This window comes from Nostoc sp. FACHB-133 (assembly GCF_014698055.1).
Lineage (GTDB): Bacteria > Cyanobacteriota > Cyanobacteriia > Cyanobacteriales > Nostocaceae > Nostoc.
Map to the genome: position 1 here is coordinate 97249 of NZ_JACJSH010000001.1, position 25719 is coordinate 122967.

Below are 25719 nucleotides of genomic sequence, written 5' to 3' on the forward strand. Positions count from 1 at the left end.
ACTCTGTTATGCAGGTATTTATAACAGTAAAAGGGCTAGCGCAACTGTATCTCTCCCTAACTTGAGTATGTTCCTTCCTTTTCCTACATCTGGTTTTCCTTTGAGAATTCTGGATTGGCAAGGCGAACGGCATATTTGAGCGTGGTTATCTTTTTTAGATTGCCATTGAGCAATTTGGGAAAAGTAACAGCAATCTTAATCCAGCTTTGGAGAAGCTTTTGTCCGCACCGGAACTGTAAAAACCTGCATTGGCAGAGTAAATATTTTTTTGTAGTATATAGTAGTACAAGCTGCTAAAACTAATCTTTTAGCTTTTGTTTCCAGGGTTGTAAAGCCTAAAGAACTTCAAAATTAATTCTGTTTACTCCAGTAGTTAAGCTGTGAGATACAGATGGTATTTGAGTTCAAGTAAGGTTATAAATGTGTTGATCAAATCTTCTTAGCTAGTTGCGGACTATCGCCTAGCTTACTTAAACTATCACATAAATTATTTATGCAAATCACTATGTGGGAAACGTTTTATATCAAACCTAACGAAATCGGCATCTTATATCACCGCAGTGACTTTAAGAAAATTTTGCAGCCCGGTACACACACATATTTTGGTCGCCATTGGCAAGTAAAAATTCATGACCTCAATCAGCCACTAGCTCAAATTGAAAACCTAGAACTGTTGTTGCGAAATCATGAAGCCGAACTGCAACAACATTTATTGATTATCAGAACCGCATTCAACCAAGTTGCGTTAGTCCGCTATGGTCAGAATTGGGTAAGCGTTGCACCAAATAAATTGATTGCTTTTTGGCGTGGTTTTATTGAGGTAGAGTCTCATCTATTCAACTTGGAGGAAAGCTTAGAATTGCCTGTTTCCTTTGTACAACAATTGCGCTCAGTTGCGTTAAATGGACTAAAGAAGTTCCAAATATCAGAGTCTGAGATTGGTTTATTATATCTGCAAAACAATTTTGTGCGACCTCTAGAACCAGGAGAGTATGCTTTTTGGTCGGTAGATAGAGATGTTACAGTCCGAATTCTCAGCCGGATTATCCCTAACCCAGACTTTCCCTTGGAAGATGTACTCATTGAAAAACATCCCGACTTTATTGCTGCCTACTGTGAAACTGTGCAATTACAGACTTCGCAAGTTGCAATTGTGCGCTATCGAGGGAAAGTAATTTCTATTTTGCCACCCACTAGCCGCAAGTTATTTTGGCAAGGTGTTGAAGTGGAAATTATCGACATCAGTGCTGATGCTCAGTTACAGCCTAACTTAGTGGCTGAATTGGTTGAGGGTTCAACAGAAGTGAAATTGCTCAGTCGCAACTGTTTGCATATTTGCCAAGTTCCTGCCCAACACGTTGGACTAGTATACATTAATCAAGAGTTTCAAGAACAGCGATCGCCAGGGGTACATGCTTGGTGGTTATTTGGCCGCTCTTTTCAAACTGAAACCATTGATCTCCGACTACAAAATATGGAAGTATCTGGTCAAGACATCCTCTCTAAAGATAAAGTACCTCTGCGGTTGAATTTGACGGCTGGCTTCCGCATTCAAGACCCATTGAGAGCAAAAAACGGGTTGTCAGATATTTCCGGCTTCTTATACAAAGAATTACAGTTTGCTTTGCGTGGCGCGGTTGGTGAACGCAACTTAGATGCTTTATTAGAAGATAAAGGTGCAATTGATAGAAGTATCTCTGAATATATTCGCCAGAAAGCCGCAGACTATGGAATTGAAGTTGATTCTGTAGGTGTCAAAGATATTATTTTACCTGGTGAGATTAAGACTATCTTGAGCAAAGTAGTCGAGGCAGAAAAAGCCGCTCAAGCCAACGTAGTCAGACGTAGAGAAGAAACGGCTGCTACTCGCAGTATGCTAAACACAGCTAAAGTGATGGAAGATAACCCTGTTGCATTGCGTTTGAAGGAATTGGAAGTATTAGAGCGGATTGCAGAGAAGATTGATCGAATTCAAGTTAACGGCAGCTTGGATAGTATTTTGACAGACTTGATTCGGATGAATCCACAATAATTTAGTTATTAAAGATTGAGAGTTGGTTTAGATCGCGTATTGATGAATTTAATTGTGACAAAATGTTTGCGATCGCGCCTAATCGAACTTGTAAAAGTTGCTTATCTCCGGTTAGCTGAACCCTTCAGTATATATACTTCCATAAATCTATAAAAAACTAAATGACATATCTATTATTTTTCGTGTCCATTGGATTAGCAACTGCACTTACTTTGGTGGCTAAACAGCTACAGCAACGCAAAAACGATTATACAGTAGCTCAACAGAGATTAAAGGAAATAGACAAGCGATTACAAGAAGCAGATCGGAAATATGGAGGACTTATATCCAGAGAAGATACTGCTAGGCAACTAGACACGCAAATCACTGTCCTGACAGATCGAATTAAACAACTTGACAAACAGGCAAAGACGGAAGAGCGAGAACTATCTGTCAAAATCTCAGGGCTTAGGGCACAGTTTAAAGGACTTGAAGAGCAAGAAATTTTTGAAGCTTTCGGGTTTTACGAATCCAAGTATGATTTTCAAGAGGCTGAAGAGTACAAGCAACGCTTGGACAAAATTCGTGCCCAGCAGAAACAGATGATTAAGGATAAGCAAGCTGCTGTCTGTCATACGGAATGGTCGGTTGGCGGTAGTGTGAAAGAAGGCAAAAAAATGACCGATAATTTTCTCAAATTGGTTCTTCGCGCTTTCAATGGCGAATGTGATGCCTCTGTAGCAAAAGTCAAGTACAGCAACGTCGAAACAATGGAGAATCGCATTAGAAAAACCTATGGAGACTTGAATAAGCTGTCTCAAACTACACACTGTGAGGTTGCACCACGGTACTTAGATATCAAATTAGAAGAACTTTGGTTAACCCACGAATATCAAGAGAAAAAATATCAGGAACAGGAAGAACAGCGTACTATTCGTGAACAAATGCGTGAAGAGGAAAAAGCATTACGCGATCTTGAGAAAGCTAAACAGGAGGCTGAACGTGAGGAGCGTCGTTATGAAGAGGCGCTAGAAAAAGCCCGTAGAGACATAGAATCAGCGACAGGAAAGGTTCAGCAGAAACTCTTTAGCCAAATCGAAGAGTTACAAAAGCGGCTTGCAGAGGCAGAAGCAAATAAAGAAAGGGCCATCTCTCAAGCTCAACTGACTAAATCTGGACACATCTACATCATTTCAAATATTGGTTCCTTTGGTGAAGATGTCTATAAGATCGGTATGACACGCAGGCTTGAACCAATGGAACGAGTTAAAGAGCTAAGTGATGCTTCTGTTCCTTTCCCTTTTGATGTTCACGCTATGATCTTTTGTGAAAATGCTCCAGAGCTTGAATCTCGCTTACACAGGTGTTTTCACACTAGAAGAATGAACAAAGAGAATAAGAGAAAAGAGTTTTTCCGAGTTTCGTTAGAAGAAATAGTCAAAGTTGTACGAGAAACAGATGCAGAACTTAAAATCTGTAGGTCGGAGATAACTTTTACAAAAGTTGCTGAGGCTGTTGATTACCGAAAGACTCTAGCTCAAGAACGTGAGCGTCAATAGAATAGAGCAGCGTCAGCAATCTAACAATAGACATATCAGCTAATTAACCTCAAAGCTCTATAAATCAAGGATTAAAACCTACAATAAGTGCTTGAAAGGCTAGGTTGAAGAATTTACCGCATTTGGTCAACAGACTGGTTTCGTAACAAACCTGTTCAAGTTCGTCTGTTGATAGAAAAAATTAAACAACTACAACAAAATAAATAGCTAAAAGGTTCATCCGCGATCGCTTTTCAATAGGTCTTGCTATATTCTGCGATTAAACTAAAAAATAAAAATTTTACATCTTTGGTATTGCCATACTCCAAAGGTGTATATTTACACTCAGCCTGCGTTAAAATATATACTTTATACATAAACTTTAATTATGCCTATTTAATGGCATGGAGTCACTGCGATGTCAATTGATGAAATTAAAAACCAGCAAAATAATGATTTAGTTCAACCCACTTTAATAGAAAGCCTAGTCAAGGCAAAAGACAAGAAAAAAGCTAAAAAATCCAAACGGATTTTTGATGGTAGCACAGAAGCTTTTGCTAAGAAAATTCCCAAAAAGACTTTTGAAACTGAACTAAAGCAACTCCAGATTGAGCTAGTCAAAATGCAATACTGGATTAAGCACACTGGCTATCGGGTTGTCGTCATATTTGAAGGACGCGATGCAGCCGGCAAAGGAGGAGTAATAAAACGCATTGCCGATCCACTCAATCCTCGTGGCTGTCGTGTAGTTGCTCTGGGAACTCCCTCCGATCGCGAGAAAACTCAGTGGTATTTTCAGCGTTACGTGCAACATCTTCCGACAGCAGGCGAAATAGTCCTTTTTGATCGCAGTTGGTACAACCGAGCCGGAGTTGAACGGGTGATGGGTTTTTGTACTGAAGCAGAATATCAAGAATTCATGCAATCTTGCCCGGAATTTGAACGAATGCTGGTGCGATCGGGCATTGTTTTAATCAAGTACTGGTTCTCCGTCAGCGATGAAGAACAAGAAAAACGCTTTCTCTCTCGCAGTCACGATCCAGCAAGGCGCTGGAAACTTAGCCCAATGGACTTGGAATCACGCGATCGCTGGGTAGAATATTCCAAAGCCAAAGATACCATGTTTGCTTACACTAATATTCCAGAAGCCCCCTGGTTTACCATTGAAGCAGATGATAAAAGACGGGCGCGGCTTAACTGTATTCATCATTTGTTGAGCAAAGTTCCTTACGAAGACATGACACCTCCTCCGTTAGAGCTTCCCTCTAGACCTGTGGCTGAGGATTATGTTCGCGCTCCTCGTAATGAGCAGTTCTTTGTCCCTCAAGTGTATTGAGCTACAACTTCTCGCTAATATATTGAATATGGCAAACGTTATCTATAGGTATTGCGTAGGCGTAGCCCGTCGTAGACATCGCCTATAGCTCATTCTCCAAACCAATTTTTATTCTAGGGATAGTTCTGTCAAAAATTAGTCAATTACATAGCTTGAGAGCAATTGCTTTTAAAACAATACTAGGTACAGAACGCCGGAAGTGACAGAAGTTGATTGAAGTTTATCGAGCCTTATGATTTTGATACTATTGAAGGTAAGATTTAAGCCCTAAGTATGAAAGTTCGTGACAAATTGCTGAAATCAAAGTGCAGGCAAGTGAAGCAAAGACTAATTAAATTCGGGCATTTGTAACTTGGGCAGTTGAATCTGCGGTATTTGGAACTCGGGCAGTTGGAAATCAAATTGAGGCAGTTGGAAATCAAATTGAGGCAGTTGGAACTGCGGCATTTGGAACTGCGGTACTTTAAACTGCGGCACTGAAGCCACCGATGCTCCTCCAATCACCCATTTCATCTCTGCATCGGAGAGTTCTTCAAGTTCAACTTCGTTGAAAGTTAGCTGTGCATTGTTTTTTATTTTTGCCATAAGTTTCCTTCTAGGGTTAAAAAACACAATACATCAATATTGTATCTCGAATGGGGTTAGTAGTGGGTCTTCCTATTTTTGCAAAGTTGCATTACAAAATGTGGGTTTGTGGGAGTTGCCAATCCATCTGGTTGATAATGCAGGTTCAGTATTGAACGATCGCAATCGCCACTCAGAGCGATATCTAAATTCTGTGCATCGCACATATCATTTATAAATATGCAGTGGTATATTGTCAAGTTGGGGCGATCGCTTAACTTCACCCAGTATAAATATACAGTGGCGTGTTGTCGAACTAGGGCAATCGCAGTATCTCGTAAATTAGTTTTATTAACGCGCAATCATCGGGATTTGGGCAAAGTACCTGGATTGTTAATTGAGGATTGGACGGTTTCATGCGATCGCATCCCTCCATTTAATTATTTCCTGTGTGTTTATACTGTTATGAGTTTTAATGTAGTTTAGTTATTATCAAAAGTAATTAATTCTGCATGAGCAGCTATCGAAATGATTTTATTTACATTTAGTTTAGGTGACAATTATGCGTTATTGGGTTCAATATCACAATTTTGAGAAGATACAGAGTTTCCCAGATGGCTTTGGTATATCAACGAATAAACATGAAGTCTTAGACACTATTGGCAACACTATTTTTTTAATAGTGGGTGTTTCTGAACCAAGAAAATATCTTTTATGGGAACGTTTTATCTGTACAGATGTTGAAGATGGGTATCCCCCACCCTGGCAATATGTAGCCTATGGGGATGGTTGGATACTTGAAAACAGAAATAAGCAGAAGGGAGTACTTCTGAATTCAAAACCTGATTTCTTTGATTATCTCCGTTATTGTCAAAACTTTAGAGTTGGATTTCATGAAGTTACTGAGCATCCATTCTGTAAAGTTTTAATAGAGCTATCAGAACAGCATCGTCAAAAAAATCAATCACATCAGTGCGAAATACTGAGCCAGAAAGTATTAGTAGACTCAACAATACAGACAGACACAGTTTTTGGTAATTCATACTCCAATAAAGTTGTAGAATTGGCAGCTATTAAAGTTATTACAAACTACTATGAAGGGCAGGGTTGTAAAGTTGTTTCAGTAGAATCAAAGAATTTAGGATATGACCTTCTCTGTAAAGCAAACAATGGGATTGAATTACATGTAGAGGTCAAAGGTATTTCTGGTAAAGGAAAACAGTTTATTATTTCTGCTAATGAGGTTACGGAAGCCAAAAAGTATCCTTCAATATATCGTTTAGCTTTTGTTAATATGGCAACTTCAGATAAACCTGTTTTTACTATTTATACTGGTGAGGAATTTTTGCAGAGGTTTGATTTGAGAATACTTAACTATGTAGCTAGCCTTAAATAAGAGGATGCTGCTAAATTTAGAGATGCAATTTAAAAATTAAATATTCTAAACTCCTATTTTCTGTGCCTTTGCGTCTCTCGTTTGCCTCTTTGCATAATATAAGGCAAATTCATATTTTTACTTAGCAACGCCAATAAAAGACCATTTAATCTAAAAAATCATCATTAAAAATAGTTTTTTATTTTACAGTTTTCTTTTGAGCAAAATGCAATAAAAATCTAGAAACTAGACTTCATAAGAGTTATACTGTCTGAAGCATCAAAACAGATTGTCCCTATATAACCCTGCAACTCAGATTTAGGCTAGAAATAGGCTCTTTTTTCTCTTGCCCCGAAAAAACCTTGCATTATATGATGTTGAGGAGCGATCGCTAGGTTCGGAGTAATCCCAAGAGTGCATTTGACGGAAAGGAAGACCCATCTTTTGGAAGACGTACTTCTCTTTCACACCAGAAGCTACTAGGTCAGGCTTCAGCGCTTTGATAAATTCTTCGAATTCGTAAGCGGTAACGTCGTCATAAACGATGGTGCCGTTTTCGATGTAGTGAGTGGTACGTTTGTAATCGTCATTATGAGCGAACTCATAACCTGTACCAATCATCTTCATGCCCAAATCTTGGAAAGCTGGGACAACGTGGCGAGGACGTAGACCACCAACCATGATGGCAACGGTCTTACCATCCAAACGAGGGCGGTACTTAGCAACTACCGCATCCATTGTGGGTTGATATTTGGCGATAACCTTCTCAGCGTTTGCTTGGATTGTTTCGTCAAATTTGGAAGCGATTTCCCGTAAAGATTCAGCAATCTTGGTGGGGCCGAAGAAGTTGTATTCCAACCAGGGTATACCGTAAGCTTCTTCCATGTGACGGCTGATGTAGTTCATCGACCGGTAACAGTGGATGAGGTTCATCTTCACATTGGGGGTCATCAACATTTCGTTGATTGTGCCATCACCTGACCACTGAGCGACTACGCGCAAGCCGATTTCTTCTAACAGGATGCGGCTAGCCCAAGCATCTCCACCTATGTTGTAGTCACCAATGATGGCTACATCATAAGGAGTACCTTCAAACTTGAGTGTACCGTCTTTCTTAGCTTGGTCGGATCTGGTGAAAACCCAGTCACGAACCATGTCGTTAGCAATGTGGTGTCCCAAAGATTGGGAAACACCCCGGAAGCCTTCGCAACGCACAGGTACAACTGGCTTGCCAATTTCTTTCGATGTCTTCCGAGCAACTGCTTCGATGTCATCCCCAATTAGACCGATGGGGCATTCTGATTGAATGGAAACACCACGGTTGAGGGGGAAAAGTACATCTAGTTCTTGGATTAGCTTGACAAGTTTCTTGTCACCACCAAAAACGATATCTCTTTCTTGGAAGTCAGAGGTGAAGTGCATGGTACCAAAGGTATCAATACCTGTGGTGCCGATGTAGTAGTTACGACGACCAGACCAAGACCAGTAACCGCAACCTACAGGCCCGTGGCTGATGTGGATCATGTCCTTAATAGGACCCCAAACCACACCTTTAGAACCAGCGTAAGCACAACCACGAGCGGTCATTACACCTGGAAGAGATTTGATGTTAGACTTAACGCCGCAATCGGACTTACCTTCTTCGTATACACTTAAGTGCTTTTCGCGCTTTTTAGCAGCTTTGTCTGGGTAAGCACTGAGAACTTCTTTAATTAGTTCTTTTCTTTCTTCGATGATGTTTTGATTTTCTGGAGGTGTCATACTTAGCCTCTGTGACTCGTAAGGATCGGGGCATAGGGGGACTAGGAGTCCCCTCTAAGATTAGGGGGGAGATGCAAGAGAGAGGAAAAGGTAAGATATGGAACTCTTCCTTTTTCCTTGTGCTAAATCGTTATTTCTTAGCGGCTACTTAGACTAAGCTTGAGCAGCAGTCTGACCAACCAACTTGGCAGCATTTTCTTCGCTTTCGAGAATACCAAATTCAATCAACAATTCTTCTAGTTCTTCCATTTCGATGGGTGTAGGAATAGACAGGTTTTTGTTGTTGATGATCTTGGTAGCCAATGTCCGATATTCGTTAGCTTGGTTGCTTTCTGGTGCGTACTCGTTAACAGTCATCCGGCGCAATTCTGCGTGTTGAACAATGTTGTCGCGAGGTACGTAGTGAATCATTTGGGTGTTCAACCGTTTTGCCAAGGTTTCGATTAATTCGATTTCTCGGTCTGTGTTACGGCTGTTACAAATCAAACCACCCAAACGCACGCCACCGGTGTGAGCATACTTAAGAACACCACGAGCGATGTTGTTAGCAGCGTACATCGCCATCATTTCACCGGATGTAACGATGTAGATTTCTTGTGCCTTGCCTTCGCGAATAGGCATTGCGAAACCACCACACACAACGTCACCTAATACGTCGTAAGATACGAAGTCTAGGTCTTGGTAAGCACCATTTTCTTCTAAGAAGTTGATGGCGGTGATAATACCACGACCAGCGCAACCTACGCCGGGTTCTGGACCACCAGATTCTACGCAACGAACGTTACGGAAACCGGTTAACATTACTTCTTCGATTTCGATATCTTCTACTGCACCACGTTCTGCGGCGAGGTGAAGAACGGTTGTTTGAGCTTTGCTGTGCAGCATCAAACGGGTGGAGTCAGCTTTAGGGTCGCAACCGACGATGAGGATGCGTTGACCCATTTCTGCCATAGCTGCCAAGGTATTTTGAGAGGTGGTAGATTTACCGATACCGCCTTTACCGTAGAAAGCTATCTGTCTAATGTTTTCTTCTGTCATTGTTCGTGTTTCCCTGCAATTGGTTGGTTGGTGGGTCTTTGCGTTTGTCAGTTGCGTTCACGCCAGTTGAGCGACAGTAGTGAGCGCGTGTAGAGCATCGTTGATAGCGTTGGCATAAATGCCTGCTGGGGGCGATCGCTCCACAGCCCAAGTTATTGAAAGTAAATACATTGATCGTCCTCGTTAAAATTTTTTTCTTTTTGTTTTTGTCCTTTGTTCTTTGTCATTTTTTTTGACAAAGAACAAAGAAAATTACGCAATTTACAAATACGTCATAATGTGTTTCAGCTTGCAAGATTCGATAGGACTTGATGTTGTTATTTGTCAACAATCAATGCATAAGTCCTATTACTTGTTCAAAATAGCGCCCTTCATATTTGTGACGCGATCTAGTGCAGCTTTGGTGTTTTCTGCTGACACTCCACGCACAGCCATTGCTTCGCCGAGATGCTTGGCGATCGCATCGAAGTGTGGTTGCTGTAGATTCATTCCAGCGTGGGTTTTGTCCATTGGACGACCGCCGTATTGCTTTGGCCCCTCAAATATTTGAGATAAGAAAGCAACTAGATGATTGCGTTGCTTTGCCATATCTGTACCAGCAAAAAATGTGTTGAGAGTGCTGTCTGTGGCAATGCGTTTGTGGAGTTCATCTACTACTTGTTCAATAGCTGGTTGTCCACCAATATTGTCGTACAATGTGCTCATATCCTGTTCCTTTGAAGCGAGTTGGATGATGAAAGAAAGCAAGTAGGCGCTTAATCTATGAAGCCTATATGCTGTTAGCCGTCATAGTGATAGGAGTACCAATTCGTAATTCGTAATTCGTAATTCGTAATTAAGAAAGAATTGGTATGAAGCATTGATGTGGAGACAATGATTCGGTTCAAATCCTACTTTCTATTCCTGGCTGAATGCATATTAGAGCGTATTTGTAGAGTACGATAAGTCCTACAGCAATTCCTAAACTGCTTCGACTACAAGGCTCTTGCTGACACGATCTTGTAATCTGGCTTCGATCGCAATTTTTAGAGTTGCTGTACTACTAGAACAGGAACCGCAAGCACCTTGCAGTACAACTTTAACGCGATCGCCTTCTACATCATAGAGTTCTACATCTCCCCCGTCTGCAATGAGTACGGGTCTGACTTCTTCATCAAGAACCTTTTGAATTAGAGCAATCTTTTGGACGTTTGTTAGCGCTCGTTCCTTAGATGTAACAATTTCTGTGGCAACTTTTACGCCGTAATTGTTGAGAGCAGGTGAGGCGTATTCCTGTTGAACTGATCTAATAATATCATCAATGTTCGCCAGACAGGAACCGCATCCGCCACCAGCTTTCACATAATTTGTTACTTGTTCGGCATCCGTGAGATGATTTTCTAGAATCACGCGACGAATCTTAGATTCGCTAATGCCAAAACAACTGCAAACTAATGCACCTTCATCATCATCATCGTGGGTAGCTAGAGGTATGCCACGATAATTGTAGATAGCGGCTTCTAGGGCTTCTTGTCCCATGACAGAGCAATGCATCTTTGCTTCTGGCAAACCACCCAGGTAATCTGCAATGTCTTTATTGGACACTTTCAGGGCTTCGTCTAAGGTTAAACCTTTGACCATTTCGGTTAATGCACTAGAAGATGCGATCGCACTAGTACAACCAAAAGTTTGAAAGCGAGCATCTAGAATCTTATCAGATTCTACTTCCACTTTCAGGTGCAATCTCAGAGCATCGCCGCAAGCAATGCTACCGATTTCACCCGTTGCAACCTTAACTCCAGCTTCGCCCGTTTCTTCAATTTCTCCCTGATTCTTGGGATCGTAAAACAGTTCTAATACTTTATCGGTGTAGTCCCACATATTATTAAGTGCTGAGTGCTGAGTGCTGAGTTATGAGTGGAGGGATTGGGGAAGGGGTAATGGGGAAAGGGGAAAAATCATTCCTTTACCCTTTACCCTTTAACCTTTTCCCATTTTTTCCCAGTCCCTAACGATGCGCTAGTGCTTGTTCTTGTCCTTGCAACCAACCTGCATCATCATTTTTGAAGGGTGAGAGGGCGCGTAGACGTTCTACAATACTGGGCATTACCTCTATTACTTGATCGATTTCGGCTTCTGTGGTGTAGCGACAAAGACTGAAGCGGATAGAACCGTGCAAAGTTGTGTAGGGTAAGCCCATTGCCCGCAGGACGTGGGAGGGTTCGAGAGAACCGGAGGTGCAAGCAGAACCAGATGATGCACAGATGCCGTATTTGTTCAATAACAGCAGGATTGCTTCACCTTCGATGTACTTGAAGCCGATATTGGTGGTGTTTGGCAATCTCTGCGTAACGTCACCATTGACTACACAATCGGGAATTTTAGCTAGTAAAGTTTGTTCGAGGCGATCGCGCAGCTTTCTTTCTCTTGCCGTCGCTTCTTCTAAGTGTAACAGTTCTAGTTCCGCAGCTTTGCCCAAGGCGATAATTGCTGGAACATTCTCTGTTCCCGCCCTACGTCCGCGTTCTTGGTGTCCCCCAATCATGAAGGGACGGAACCGAACCCCGCGGCGGATATATAAAGCACCAATTCCTTTGGGCCCGTGTAGCTTATGACCAGACAGAGTTAACATATCCACGGTGCTAATTTTCATATTCAACGGGATTTTTCCCACTGCTTGCACCGCATCTACATGGAAGATAGCGCCATACTCTTTGACGCGCAACCCAATTTGCTCAATTGGGAAAACCGTGCCGGTTTCGTTGTTAGCATACATAATTGTCACCAAGGCGGTGTTACCCGTCAAGGAAGCTTCTAGTTCATCTAGATCCAGCTGCCCTTGATGATTTACTGATAGATAGGTAACACTATAACCTTGGGTTTCTAATTGTTTGCAGACATTGAGTACTGCTGGATGTTCAACTTGGGTAGTGACGATATGTCGCTTTTCTGGTTGCGCTAACAGTGCGGCTCGAATCGCCGCGTTATCTCCCTCAGTTCCACAACTTGTGTAGACAATTTCAGACTCATCGGCTCCCAGGATAGCTGCAAGTTGTTCTCTTGCTGTTCTCACTGCTTTACCGACTTGCCCACCAAAGGTATGCATACTGGAGGGATTGCCGTAATAATCTGTGAGGTAAGGTAGCATTACCTCTATAACTTCTGGGTCTACCTTAGTGGTGGCATTATTATCGAGATAGATGCAGTTATTTTGCATTGTTGTCTTCAATTAAGAATTACGAATTACGAATTACGAATTATTTAAGCTTCTGCACCCATTTTTTGGGGTTGGCGCTTTTGCAACTGTTCCGAGTATTTCTGGGAATAGCAGTTAAACCAACGTTCCCAGTAATCTTGTTTATTTGTTAATTTAGCGACTACGCGGTTGTAATTAGCAAACCAGCCTTCCCAGTAATCGCTAGGCTGCTTAATGCAACCGTCGCAGGTGGGACAACCAGCTTTACACTGAGGCACGGTATGAATACTACCAATACAGTTTGTACAAAGTTCAGGGTCAATCCAGTGCTGTCCGTCAACCACTTTAACTGCATTTGTGGGACATACCGTTAGACAGAGATTGCAGGAAATACACTGGCTAGTAAGAATTTTGTAAGCCATGATTTATTCTCCTTTTTTGGGAATGGGGCAGTGGGCATTGGGCATTGAGGATTGGGTTTAGGGGAGGGCATTGAGGATAATTCTTATCCCATACCCCATGCCCTATGCCCCATGCCCTATTCGTTATTCCCTAATTCCTTAACGTATTGCTCGTAGAACTCCAAAGCAACCTTTTCAATTACGTCGTAAGCTTCAATTGTCTGTATTCCAGCTTCTTGCAATTTTTCTTGAGGACAGTTACCAATCTTGGAGACTAAAACTGCTTTGCAATCTGCGATCGCTTTCATAATATGCTCAAAAGAAGCTTCTTCGCCGTATCCACCTTGGCAGTATTGGTCAATTTTGCGATGACCGATAAAGCGAACTTCGTTTCCACCCACTTCGTAAATTTGAAATTCTTTTGCATGACCGAAGTGTTGATTAACTAATCCGCCGCCTTTGGTTGCTACTGCAACTAAAACTTTCGGACTATTGGCAATTTTCTTACCAGCTAGCGCCTTATCTTTGGCTACTTTAAGTTCTTCTTTAAACTTCTCAATTCCTTCGTGGACAGTAGCGCGTTGTTCCATATCATATTCGGGAGCCATTTCCAAGAATTTCTCTTTAGAAAATTCTTGGCTGCGGTCTTCTCCCAACAATCCGACTGCATCGGCACGACACTGGCGACAGTGACGCATCATTTTCATGTTACCAGAGCAGTTGTCTTGAACTTCTTTGAGTTCTTTGGGTGTGGGGCCGCGTTGACCAGTTAAACCGAAGTGTGTGCCATGTTCTGGTGCAGAAATCAATGGCATGATGTTGTGCAAGAATGCACCTTTTTCACGGATGACTCGATTCACTTCAACTAAGTGATGGTCATTAATTCCGGGAATCATCACGGAGTTGACTTTGCACAAAATGTCAGCGTCTTTCAGGGCTTGCAATCCTTCCATCTGTCTTTCGTGGAGGATTTTTGCGCCTTCAATGCCTCTATAACGCTTGCGTCTGTAGTGAACCCAAGGATAAATCTTAGCACCGATCTCTGGATCTACCATGTTAATGGTGATCGTTACGTGATCTATATTTAATTGTTTAATGCGATCGATGTAGTCTGGCAGCATTAAACCATTGGTTGATAAGCACAGCTTGATGTCTGGTGCTTGCGCTGCAATCAACTCAAATGTGCGGAAGGTTTTTTCTGGGTTCGCCAATGGGTCGCCAGGGCCAGCAATTCCCACAACTGTCATTTGGGGAATCTTACCACCAATGACCAAAGCTTTGTGTGCAGCTTCTTCTGGTGTTAGCAATTCGCTAACTACTCCAGGACGGCTTTCGTTAGCGCAATCATATTTGCGGTTGCAATAGTTGCATTGAATGTTGCAAGCTGGTGCAACTGCAACGTGCATCCGGGCGTAGTGGTGATGAGCGTCTTCGCTGTAGCAGGGATGTTTAGCAATGCGTTCTTGGAGCTTTTCGTCCCTTTCCACGGTGGTGCTGCTGGTGCTGTCGCAGCCGCAACCACCGGATTTTGCTTGGGTTGGCGATTCCGTAGCGTTGGAGTTGAGGAGTCGTGTAGACGGTGATGTCATTGAATTTCGCAAAAAGGTCGGTGGACTCGGCTGCCACTGTGGGAGATGCTGTTGCTACTCTTTCATGCCCAGAATTGAAGTCGCGTCTTCCACACTGCCTGCAAACCCTTGGGTTCGGGCGACTTGTTTTCAAGTCAGGCAGGCGATAGATATCTGATGTTCGGCTGGTGTGTGTCAACGTTCGGTTCTTGGGTAGAATTTGTGCTTACAGCCGCGACTTCTCTTCACTTCAGGCATGGTGCTATCTCATCCCTCCACTCACTTTTCGCTTTGTTTTGTTTCAGAGCGTTAAGTGATTGGCGATAAAAGATTTATATCAGCCGTCTTGAAGCTAGGCGATATGTCTATCTAGGATAGAATTTATTGGATTTATTACTTTTGTACTCAGATACTAAAAAACCTAATTCTTCAAGCATTACAAGAATTAAAAAAGTTTTTTTCGGGTAGGGGTTCTAGTATTTTTTGGTTGGGGTTCTAGTGTTTATAGATAGGGGTTCAGGATTTCTTTGTACTCAGTCAAAACCCAATCCCAGTAAGGAATTTAATCTACTTGTAACTGGGTTTGGGTTATTTAAATGTGTACTCAGACTGCCCTCAAATTCCGTCAAAAGCATTAAATGCCAAGGGTTTGAGGGTGAAAAACTGGAGTAGTCTATATCGTTCTACTCCAGAAACGTGCGAAATTCAATTCTGTATCTAACATATCATTTTTTTCAGGGTAAAAATGCAATTCATATTTATTTAATTTTTGCTTTGACCCTTCGACTTCGCTCAGTGTTAACAATGATATTCAATTGTGGTTCTAAGTCTTATCTGATCAGCGATATGAGGCAATGGAAATAGATATATTGCTGCACATAATTTTCAAAAAACTTAACTTTTAACTCCTTTTTTTTCATTCCCACAATGAGGAGATGGGTAGGAAACTGTCGGATTTTGTGTTTAAGAGAAACAACAAACTATAATCTAACATGATTGAGCGATCGCAATGAATTTTCTGAATTGCTCACTACAAACCTTAACGAAAAGCCCCCTTCCCGTGTTGGGAAGGGGGAAAATTTCAAATCCGGCGAGTGGTGCTACTTAACCTCTATAAACGAGATTATGTTATCGAAGTCAGCCCCAACGGATTTATAATCACCAGCGCTAAACTCACGGCATCGACCACCAGTTTCATGTTGGCAGACACGTACTACGGTACCTGATGGTACACTTAACGAGCTAATAGTGTCGTTTCCCACAACCTTTAAGTCACCTTGGTTGGCTTTGTATACTCCTGGAGTTGTAGGAAAAGACTGGGAAGAACCAGCAAAATTAGCATCTCTGTAGACCTTAACCACCTTGACTGACGGCGTGTAGGAGAGCTTGTAGATGGTGCCGCTATAATCATCCGAAATTAACAAAGTACCTTGTTGATCAACTACCATATCTACGGGTCGCCCCCAGATTTCTTGTGTTCCTGGAACTAGCCAACCGTTGACTAAATCCATCTCCTGCCCTGGAGTCTTTGTGCTATTGTTCCAGGGAAAGTAAGCTATTTTGTAGCCCGTTTTCTTCTGTCGATTCCATGAACCATGCAGCCCCGCCACTGCTCCATTTGAGTACTGGCTGGGAAAGTTGGTATTTTGTAGGAATGTTAGTCCCAAGGGAGCGGAATGGGCTTGGATACCCTTGCTAATCCTGTCCATTGCATTGCAATTAACCTTGCCATTAGCATTGAACTCATAGTCGCGGTCAAAGGGCATATTGTTCACGCCATTTGAAGTGTCAGGATTGGGGTTGCAAAATGGCCAACCATAGTTACCGCCATCTCGAACTCGCGTAAACTCCTCTGGTGGGTGGTTATCCACGTAGGAAGGGATAATCTTACCGTAATTGCCACTGCCATCGTTGAAGGGATAGGCGATGTTATCTCGATTATTAACAACTACCCAAAGGTCATTTGTGTTAGGCAAGAATGCTAATCCTTCGGCATTACGTAAGCCTTGGGCAAACAGCCGCCGATTGCTTCCATCTGCGTTGTACTGGTAAACTGCACCACGCACTGGGTTACTGATAGTATCTTCCTTACAGGCATTGCAGGTAGAGGCAATGGACACATACAGTTTGTGATTGGCATCAAGGGCGATGTTTTTCAGTTCGTGACCATAAGCGCCTTTGAGTTCTCCTGTGCTGCTGTCTGGTAAACCAGTTACAACAATTTGACGATTTTTTGCGGTTAAGTCTCCAGAGTTGTAGATGAAACGGTTAATTTGATGAGTTTCAGAGATATAAACGTATGTGGTGTTGTTTATCTTATGAAACACAATGTCGTGTGGCTTGCGTAGACCCGTCACGAAGTCAGAAATAATTGGGTCTTTGCTGCCATTTGACCGGACAATTAATACTTTATTCGTACTGGGTTGTGATACTAGAAGATCCCCATTGGGAGCAACTGCCATAAAGCGAGCTTTGTTTACGCGAGCATAAACAGCGATAGAGAAGTTGGGGGGTACTTTCAAGTAACGGTTAATATTGAAGGGTGCATAGTTCATGCTACTAGGCACTTTCAGCTTGGTTTCAACAGACGCAGCAGGCGGTTGGCCAAACGCTGCGGGGGAAAAAACCTCTAACGATATTAAACTAGCAACTGAAGGGATCAAACTAACTAGCGACGCAGATAATATGCGTTTGAGCATTGGTATTTGGTTTAGGGAAAACATAACCATTCTTAACTTTTCTCTAGCCTGGTAGTGATGTATCTCACACGTAACTCTCGGCTAGCCGATTTTTCCGAGAGTCAAGACAAAGATTACTCAGGGTACTTATTTTTGAAAACACTTCGTTAGATATCTTTATATAGTGCATATACTATTATCTTTCCTAACTCATCAAAAAAAGGGTGAACCAAGAGTTGCAAAGAAAGGCATAGCGATCGCTCTTTCCAACTAAAATAGTCCTCAAATTCAACGGAATTATCATCATTGCACATAGATAAAAACCTTGCATAGAGAGTCTTGCAGCGTTATTTACTTATCAATAAGCCAAACTGGTATTTGAAAAACCATAAGCGCTCAAGACTTGGTTTTTCTCAAAGAATTGATTGAACCTGGTAAAATCCGTTTGGTAATTTAGCGCACATATTCCTTGGTATAATTAGAGGCAGATTGTGGTTATAGCTAGAGTGAATATGCAGTGGGAAAATTGCGTAGGCGCACCCCGCACTTCGGCAAGCTCAGTGACATCGTAGACATCGCAGTTTCCAATTAATCTAAAAAACCAACGCGAAACCTAACCCCCTTCCCGACGCGGGAAGGGAGAAAATTCAAAATCTTCTCTCCTAAAAGGCTACGGTGTACACACAAGTCTAATTACCCCCCTTAATCCCCCCTTGGAAAGGGGGGAAACAAGAAATCCAGTTCCCTCCCCTTTACAAGGGGAGGGTTAGGGTGGGGTAAAACCTTGTTTAATGAACTATTTAAAACTTGTATGTACACCGTAGCCTTTTAGAGAGAGGTTCTTAGATACCTGTGATATTTCTGCAATAACCCTGAAATCTGGAAACATTACTCCAGCTAGTGGATATACTCGTAATCAAAATCTCAACAGAAGCGAGTATTATGCTGGACTGGTTAGCTATTTGGGGTGTAACTCAGGCCGCCGGGTTGATTTTTAAACCCATTCTGGAAGACTTAGCCAAGGATGCTGCTAAAGATTGGGCTAAAGATTTATTAAAAGGCATCCCCGGCAAGATTTTCCAGAAACTTAAGAAGGAAGACATAGAAATTGCTGCTGGTAAAGCCTTAAAGGAATTTTTGCAACTCATGCAGCAGCAGTTAAAGGTTCGTTGCAAACTTGCTGAAACTGAGATTAAAGAGTACACCAAAGACATCAATAAATTTATTAGCGATAAGTCGGTTACAGAAATTCTTGGTGAGGCTTTTGATATTAATTGTGAATCTCTAGACGCTAAAACTCTAGAAGATAGTTGGAACAGGCTGCAATTAAAACCTCTGCCATCTAAGTTTAACTGGCAATCAATTACAGAACAGTATTTAACACAAGTCCAAGAACTTCTTTTAGATTCAAAAGAATTACACCATATCCTAGAATTACAAAAGTTATCTGATATTGAAATAAATACAAAAGAAATTGCTGGTGTTATTGTAGATTTTAATTTAGTTAAATATCAAGAAGGAATCCGTGAACGCTATGGCAATCTCAAGTTAGATAGCTTAGATACTAGCGGCTATGCCTATAACGAACTTAAATTATGGCGGATTTTTACTGCTCAAAATGTCCGGGAAACTCATCAAGTTTTAGCACAAGTTCACGAACTGCCTAAAGAACATCTTAGACGGCTGCGAGAAAGCGACCAAGTAGAAGCTGAAGTGGAATTAGAAGAATTAGAACGCCACAAACTGGTTTATTTTGAACAGCCGATCCGTTCAGTTTTAGATGTTGTCAATAAAAAGCAAGATTATAAATATATTGTGATTTTGGGCGATCCTGGTTCAGGTAAGTCTACTTTGTTGCAATTTCTGGCTTTGAATTGGGCTGAGTCTCCACTGGATAATGTTATCTCATTACCAATTCCGTTGCTAATTGAGTTACGCACTTATATGCGGCGACGGGAAGATAAAGAGTGCAATAATTTTCTAGAGTTTTTCCATCAATGTAGTGGTGCTGTTCATCATCTCAATCAGCTTGAACTAGATAAACAATTAAAAGCTGGTAATGCTTTGGTGATGTTTGATGGTTTGGATGAGGTGTTTGACCCTGGTAAGCGAGAGGATGTAATTACTGATATTAATCGCTTTACTAATGACTATCCTGATGTGCAGGTAATTATCACTTCTCGGATTATTGGCTATAAACCGCAACGATTGCTTAATGCTGAGTTCCGCCACTTTATCTTACAAGATTTAGACTCAGAACAAATTCAGGATTTTATCTACCGTTGGCATGAGTTAACTTTTACCGATGCAGTTGATAAAGTGAGAAAACGGGAACGGCTACAAAGAGGAATTGACACTTCCAAATCTATTGCAGAATTGGCGGGAAATCCTCTGCTGTTGACGATGATGGCAATTCTTAATCGTAATCAAGAGCTACCAAGAGATAGAGCTACACTTTACGATCAAGCATCGCGGGTGTTGCTGCATCAATGGGATGTGGAACGCGCTTTGACAGAAGATAAGAGGTTAGACCCGAAGACTATTGATTATAAAGATAAGCAAGCGATGCTGCGTCAGGTTGCTTATCTTATGCAAACTGGTGAGAAAGGGTTGGCTGGTAATTTGATTAATGAAAATGATTTAGTCAAAGTTCTGACTGATTATCTCAAAACCATAGAGTTTGATAAACCCAGAGAAGCTGCGCGGGTGATGATTAATCAACTGCGGACTCGCAACTTTATGTTATGTTTTCTGGGTGCGGATTGTTATGCTTTTGTGCATCGGACATTTTTAGAATATTTCTGTGCTTGGGAGTTTGTCTGGCAGTTTAAAGAAACGCAAACACTGACTATTGAGGAACTTAAGAATGAAGTTTTTGGCAAACACTGGCAAGATGAAAGTTGGCATGAAGTCTTGCTGCTAATTGCGGGAATGATTGAATCTAAATTTGTTGGGGAGATTCTTGAGTATTTAATGGCGCAAGATGGCGAAGAGGAAAAGTTTGTAAATATTTTATTAGCGGCTAAATGTCTTGTAGAGGTGAGAAATCGGTTGCTGATTATGTCAACAGCTACTCAATTACTTAGCAAGCTAAAAGACTTAACTAAATATGATCTCTGGTACTATTACGACTTCTATCACGATGAAGAGGAAACTAAGCTAGTACGGGAAATTCGCACCCAAGCAGTCACAGCAATTGCAACAACCTGGCAAGAATCTATCGACACCAAAATCTGGCTCAAAGAGTGCGCTACCCAAGATAATGATAAGTATGTGCAACGTGCAGCAGTCGAAGAATTAGCGAATCACTTCAAAGATGACCCCGATACCAAAACCTGGCTTAAAGAACGCGCTACCCAGGATGATGATAAGTATGTGCGACGTGCAGCAGTCGAAGAATTAGCGAATCACTTCAAAGATGACCCCGACACCAAATCCATCCTCAAAGAACGCGCTACCCATGATGATGAGAGGGATGTGCGATGTGCAGCAGTCGAAGAATTAGCGAAGAACTTTAAAGATGACCCCGATACCAAAACCTGGCTTAAAGAACGCGCTACCCAGGATGATGATAAGTATGTGCGACGTGCAGCAGTCGAAGAATTAGCGAATCACTTTAAAGATGACTCCGACACCAAAACCTGGCTTAAAGAACGCACTACCCAGGATGATGATAAGTATGTGCGATGTGCAGCAGTCGAAGAATTAGCAAAGAACTTCAAAGATGACCCCGATACCAAATCCATCCTCAAAGAACGCGCTACCCAGGATGATGATAAGTATGTGCGACGTGCAGCAGTCGAAGAATTAGCCAAGAATTTCAAAGATGACCCCGATACCAAATCCATCATCAAAGAACGCGCTACCCAAGATGATGATAATTATGTGCGACGTGCAGCAGTCGAAGAATTAGCCAAGAATTTCAAAGATGACCCCGATACCAAATCCATCCTCAAAGAACGTGCTACCCAGGGTGATAACTGGGATGTGCGACGCGCAGCAGTCGAAGAATTAGCGAATCACTTCAAAGATGACCCTGACACCAAATCCATCCTCAAAGAACGCGCTACCCAGGATCATCACAGGGATGTGCGACGTGCAGCAGTCGAAGAATTAGCCAAGAATTTCAAAGATGACCCCGATACCAAATCCATCCTCAAAGAACGCGCTATCCAGGATGATAACTGGGATGTGCGACGTGCAGCAGTCGAAGAATTAGCCAAGAATTTCAAAGATGACCCCGACACCAAATCCATCCTCAAAGAACACGCTATCCAGGATGATGACAGGGAGGTGCGACGTGCAGCAGTCAAAGAATTAGCGAAGAATTTCAAAGATGACCTCGACATCAAATCCATCCTCAAAGAACGCGCTATCCAGGATGATGAGAGGGAGGTGCGAGGTGCAGCAGTCGAAGAATTAGCGAATCACTTCAAATATCACGCTGATTTGTTTGATATCTACTACCAGTGCGCTGTTAATGACCCCTTTAAGGATAGCCATGATCCCCCCTATAACTCTAATCCTCGGCGCATTGCACTGGAGATAATTATCAAGCAATTTCCTCAGCATCCCCAGACTTTACCACTGTTGCGCGATCGCACACAAAATGACCCCGATGAGCAAGTGCGGGAATTTGCTCAGAAGAAGTTGGCACAATTAAGCAATAATTGACGAGAATATTCTTGTAGAGACGGCGATTTATCGCGTCTAACGTGCCAGTTTTTCAGACGCGATAAATCGCGTCTCTACATGAGGGCTTTCTGGTTATCCCATCTAAATTAGTAAAATTAAATAAAAATAGGTAATCTCATGACTACATCTATAAATACAGCCAAAGTCTACGATGAAATTATAGAGTTTATTGCTGCTGGAACCACTCCCCAAAGCGTTATCGATTTCAAACTCTCCGATGCAGCCAAAGACCGTTTAGAGGATTTGGTTTATCGCGCAAAAACTGAAGGTCTTACAGGAAGTGACCAGCGAGAGTTAGATCATTTCCTCACGCTAGAGCATATTATGAGGTTGGCAAAAGCAAGAGCTACTCAGTACATCAGCGCGGAGTAAGTATTTAAAGTGTCTCGTCTATATATTAATGCAGAATTGCGGCGTTTAGTTAGCGATCGCGCCGCCCATATATGCGAGTATTGTTTATATCCAGAAATAGACGGCTTAAGCTTTCAAGTTAACCATATAATCGACATCAAACACGGCGGCGCTACAACAGCAGATAATCTTTGTTATGCCTGTATTTTCTGTAACCTGCAAAAAGGCACGGATTTGGGGTCTATTAATTGGCAAACTGGCGAACTTGTACGGTTTTTTAACCCACGCAGAGACTTTTGGGGCGATCATTTTCGACTAGATGAGGCTGTAATTCAGCATCAAACAGATATTGGTGAAGTGACTGCACGCATCCTAGATTTTAATGGCGATGAAAGGATTATAGAACGACAAGCTTTGATTGCATCTGGTCAGTATCCCTCAGCATCAGCGCTAAAACAGATAAATAAATAGGTTATGATGTGCGATCGCATCCACCAATGGGAATTCTATACTTAGCAACACTTGCTACTTCACCATTAGAACTCCCAAGGTAAATATATAATGGCTTATCAGAATATTGCAGCCACCCTTTCCCCACAAGATATCCAAGAAATTAAAGCCGCGCTACAGACAGTCCAAAAAAAGATGCCGTTTCTGATTACTCTCAGCACTGAAGAACGGCGGAAGTTAGTAAAAATGGGCGATAAAAGCCTAGCTTTTGTGAACAATAGCATTACTGCTGCTCAGTCTAACCGCGAAATCCTTCCAGCCACTTTTGACGTTGAGGAACTGGTTCAAGATTATCAATTAGCTGCTGCGCTTACCGAACTTTTAATCTCAATGCAGCAACTCACCGAACAAGTAGATGATACCCTAATGGCAGTCGGTAGTGAAGCTATGACTAGCAGTTTAACTGTTTATGATTACGTGAAGACTGCATCGAAAAAGACTCCAGGTTTAAAGACTGTTGCTGAACAGTTGGGCGAACGCTTTAAAGCTATTGGTAAAGGTAAATCTGCAAAAACTCCCGTCTCTTGATAATTTAATACTTATCGGCTAACTGTAGGGGCGTACATTTGTATGCCCCTATTCTGTTGACCTCTTGCATAAATCACAAAGAAGAACCCACCCCGCCAAAGCTATGTTTTGTCTCTCCTCCCCTTAGTAAAGGGTGTATACACAAGTCAAATTACCCCCCTTAATCCCCCCTTGGAAAGGGGGGAAACAGGAATCTAGTTCCCTCCCCTTTCCAAGGGGAGGGTTAGGGTGGGGTAAAACTGACCGCAAAAAAAAACTAGGTGAATAAACTATTTCAGACTTGTGTGTACACTGTATTTACTAAGGGGAGGAGATTAAGGAGTAGGGTGTTAGAGACTTTTGCAAGATACCTTGTTTATCCACCTTTTATCTCCGTCGCCGAGTATTTGAACCGGATGAATCCACCTTTTATCTCCGTCGTCGAGTATTTGAACCGGATGAATCCACCTTTTATCTCCGTCGCCGAGTATTTGAACTGGATGAATCCACCTTTTATCTCCGTCGTCGAGTATTTGAACCGGATGAATCCACCTTTTATCTCCGTTAACGAGTATTTGAACTGGATGAATCCACCTTTTATCTCCGTTAACGAGTATTTGAACTGGATGAATCCACCTTTTATCTCCGTTAACGAGTATTTGAACTGGATGAATCCACCTTTTATCTCCGTTAACGAGTATTTGAACTGGATGAATCCACCTTTTATCTCCGTTAACGAGTATTTGAACTGGATGAATCCACCTTTTATCTCCGTTAACGAGTATTTGAACTGGATGAATCCACCTTTTATCTCCGTCGCCGAGTATTTGAACCGGATGAATCCACCTCTACAGGTTTCGTGAGTAGGGGCGCTATGAGAACATTTACTTATTCTGCTTTTCTAAGATTTTGCGATCGCTATTCCCACACATCTATATAATAAGAAAACAGTCGCTACGAGCTATAACTATATTTTGAAACGTATATCTGCATACAGACAGCAAATCCTAAAAGAAAATAAAGAAACCCATCTTTCGCTCAACTAAATAATAGGATACTAATAGTAGTAGCATATACAGAAAATCGATTTTTAGGCTTATCTAACTGATGTTTGAGTGCATCTGAGTACAACTTAATATATTGCAAAATATCTTGACGAAATCTTAGCAAAGGCTTACGGGTAAAGTTTCTTGTAGCGTGAACATAAATTCTTAACCCCCGCCCCAAAAATACTAGTACCCCCATCGTTAAATACTAGCGCCCCTAACCCCAGACAAATTTTAACTTTATGTTAAGTCGGGGTTTCGGCGTTTGAGTACAACCTTAATCAATCCAATAAATCCAATCAGCATCGGGTTTTCTATCGAGTTGGATGTCACCTGATATAAGCATAAAAATAGCAGATGAATCTTTTACCAGATAGACATTACCGATGCAACAGTCTTTAGACAGTATTAGCGATCCCCCCAGTACCAAAACGCAGGATTCTACACATACATCCATGCTGAAAAATTTACTCTCTGGCGGTTTTTTTGAGCCATTATTGAGTGATTTTCGCATTATCTTTGAGCGCGATCCCGCAGCACGGAATTGGCTAGAGGTGGTGTTTTGCTATCCCGGATTGCACGCACTCTGTTTGCATCGTCTTGCTCACTGGTTACATGGTCGAGGAGTCGGTTTTATCCCCCGTTTTATTTCTCACTTGGGGCGATTTTTGACAGGAATTGAAATTCACCCAGGTGCAGAGATTGGTCAGGGCGTGTTTATCGACCACGGAATGGGTGTTGTCATTGGCGAAACTGCGATCGTCGGCGACTACACACTGATTTACCAGGGCGTTACCCTTGGCGGAACTGGTAAAGAAACTGGTAAACGTCATCCCACTGTGGGCAAAAATGCAGTGATTGGGGCGGGTGCGAAAGTTTTGGGTAATCTGCAAATTGGCGATCGCGTTCGTATTGGCGCAGGTTCCATTGTCTTGCGGGATATCCCCAGCGATTGCACAGTTGTGGGAATTCCCGGTCGAATTATTTCCCGAAATGAAAACGCCAGCCTTTCTCCTTTAGAACACGGAAAGCTACCCGATATGGAAGCAACCGTGATTCGTTCTTTGCTCTCGCGTGTTGAACAACTCGAAAAACAACTGCAAACTTTAAGCGTTAAGAGTCATTAGTCATTGGTCATTGGTCATTAGCAAAGGACAACTGACAA

20 protein-coding genes are annotated in these 25719 nt (G+C 42.0%); 11 read left to right on the plus strand and 9 right to left on the minus strand.

Features of this window, described 5'->3' with window-relative positions; genetic code table 11:
• The first annotated feature begins 505 nt into the window (after positions 1-505).
• The 3 genes from H6G86_RS00485 to ppk2 all read left to right on the plus strand — a co-directional run bounded on the left by H6G86_RS00485 (position 506) and on the right by ppk2 (position 4885).
• Positions 506-2032, plus strand: a complete 1527-nt coding sequence (locus H6G86_RS00485) for a slipin family protein (protein ID WP_190932901.1) — start codon at positions 506-508, stop codon at positions 2030-2032.
• A 161-nt stretch (positions 2033-2193) separates the two neighbouring features.
• Entirely contained in the window at positions 2194-3570 is a 1377-nt protein-coding gene (locus tag H6G86_RS00490; RefSeq protein WP_190932645.1) for an SNIPE associated domain-containing protein, read from the plus strand.
• 397 nt (positions 3571-3967) lie between these two features.
• Positions 3968-4885, plus strand: coding sequence for a polyphosphate kinase 2 (gene ppk2 / locus H6G86_RS00495; RefSeq protein ID WP_190932646.1), 918 nt, complete (start codon positions 3968-3970; stop codon positions 4883-4885).
• A 327-nt stretch (positions 4886-5212) separates the two neighbouring features.
• Here ppk2 and H6G86_RS00500 read toward each other — a convergent pair whose 3' ends face one another.
• Entirely contained in the window at positions 5213-5470 is a 258-nt protein-coding gene (locus tag H6G86_RS00500; protein ID WP_190932647.1) for a hypothetical protein, read from the minus strand.
• Between the two features lie 219 nt (positions 5471-5689).
• On the opposite strand from H6G86_RS00500, the gene H6G86_RS38085 reads away from it, so the two are divergent.
• Positions 5690-5935 carry a PIN domain-containing protein gene (locus H6G86_RS38085; RefSeq protein ID WP_199338112.1) on the plus strand — a complete coding sequence of 82 codons (246 nt, stop codon included), beginning with the start codon at positions 5690-5692 and terminating at the stop codon, positions 5933-5935.
• A gap of 76 nt (positions 5936-6011) precedes the next feature.
• On the plus strand, positions 6012-6845 hold the full coding sequence (locus H6G86_RS00510; protein ID WP_190932648.1) for a protein NO VEIN domain-containing protein: 834 nt from the start codon (positions 6012-6014) through the stop codon (positions 6843-6845).
• 297 nt (positions 6846-7142) lie between these two features.
• Here the strand turns inward: H6G86_RS00510 and nifD are convergent, their stop codons facing one another.
• The 8 genes from nifD to H6G86_RS00550 all read right to left on the minus strand — a co-directional run bounded on the left by nifD (position 7143) and on the right by H6G86_RS00550 (position 17466).
• Complete coding sequence (nifD, locus tag H6G86_RS00515) at positions 7143-8585, minus strand: nitrogenase molybdenum-iron protein alpha chain (protein WP_190932649.1); 1443 nt, start codon at positions 8583-8585, stop codon at positions 7143-7145.
• A gap of 153 nt (positions 8586-8738) precedes the next feature.
• A complete protein-coding gene (gene nifH, locus H6G86_RS00520; RefSeq protein ID WP_190932650.1) occupies positions 8739-9623 on the minus strand; it encodes a nitrogenase iron protein in 885 nt (294 codons plus the stop codon).
• Positions 9624-9971: 348 nt separating this feature from the next.
• Complete coding sequence (locus H6G86_RS00525; protein ID WP_163926968.1) at positions 9972-10328, minus strand: globin domain-containing protein; 357 nt, start codon at positions 10326-10328, stop codon at positions 9972-9974.
• Positions 10329-10583: 255 nt separating this feature from the next.
• Positions 10584-11483 (minus strand): Fe-S cluster assembly protein NifU, encoded by a 900-nt coding sequence (gene nifU, locus H6G86_RS00530; RefSeq protein ID WP_094349931.1) that lies wholly within the window; start codon positions 11481-11483, stop codon positions 10584-10586.
• A gap of 127 nt (positions 11484-11610) precedes the next feature.
• A complete protein-coding gene (nifS, locus tag H6G86_RS00535) occupies positions 11611-12819 on the minus strand; it encodes a cysteine desulfurase NifS (RefSeq protein WP_190932651.1) in 1209 nt (402 codons plus the stop codon).
• Between the two features lie 44 nt (positions 12820-12863).
• The gene (locus H6G86_RS00540; RefSeq protein ID WP_190932652.1) at positions 12864-13220 is read right to left on the minus strand and encodes a 4Fe-4S binding protein; all 357 of its coding nucleotides are present in this window, start codon (positions 13218-13220) and stop codon (positions 12864-12866) included.
• 116 nt (positions 13221-13336) lie between these two features.
• A complete protein-coding gene (nifB, locus tag H6G86_RS00545) occupies positions 13337-14788 on the minus strand; it encodes a nitrogenase cofactor biosynthesis protein NifB (protein ID WP_190932653.1) in 1452 nt (483 codons plus the stop codon).
• Between the two features lie 1079 nt (positions 14789-15867).
• Entirely contained in the window at positions 15868-17466 is a 1599-nt protein-coding gene (locus H6G86_RS00550; protein ID WP_242064646.1) for a PQQ-dependent sugar dehydrogenase, read from the minus strand.
• A gap of 921 nt (positions 17467-18387) precedes the next feature.
• Here H6G86_RS00550 and H6G86_RS00555 point away from each other — a divergent pair.
• The 6 genes from H6G86_RS00555 to cysE all read left to right on the plus strand — a co-directional run bounded on the left by H6G86_RS00555 (position 18388) and on the right by cysE (position 25681).
• Positions 18388-22119, plus strand: a complete 3732-nt coding sequence (locus tag H6G86_RS00555; protein WP_190932655.1) for a HEAT repeat domain-containing protein — start codon at positions 18388-18390, stop codon at positions 22117-22119.
• Positions 22120-22257: 138 nt separating this feature from the next.
• A complete protein-coding gene (locus tag H6G86_RS00560) occupies positions 22258-22512 on the plus strand; it encodes a hypothetical protein (protein WP_190932656.1) in 255 nt (84 codons plus the stop codon).
• 9 nt (positions 22513-22521) lie between these two features.
• A complete protein-coding gene (locus H6G86_RS00565) occupies positions 22522-22962 on the plus strand; it encodes an HNH endonuclease (RefSeq protein ID WP_190932657.1) in 441 nt (146 codons plus the stop codon).
• A 90-nt stretch (positions 22963-23052) separates the two neighbouring features.
• A complete protein-coding gene (locus H6G86_RS00570) occupies positions 23053-23529 on the plus strand; it encodes a hypothetical protein (protein WP_190932658.1) in 477 nt (158 codons plus the stop codon).
• A gap of 326 nt (positions 23530-23855) precedes the next feature.
• Positions 23856-24371, plus strand: coding sequence for a hypothetical protein (locus tag H6G86_RS00575; protein WP_190932659.1), 516 nt, complete (start codon positions 23856-23858; stop codon positions 24369-24371).
• Between the two features lie 569 nt (positions 24372-24940).
• On the plus strand, positions 24941-25681 hold the full coding sequence (gene cysE, locus H6G86_RS00580) for a serine O-acetyltransferase (RefSeq protein WP_190932660.1): 741 nt from the start codon (positions 24941-24943) through the stop codon (positions 25679-25681).
• The last annotated feature ends 38 nt before the right edge of the window (positions 25682-25719 follow it).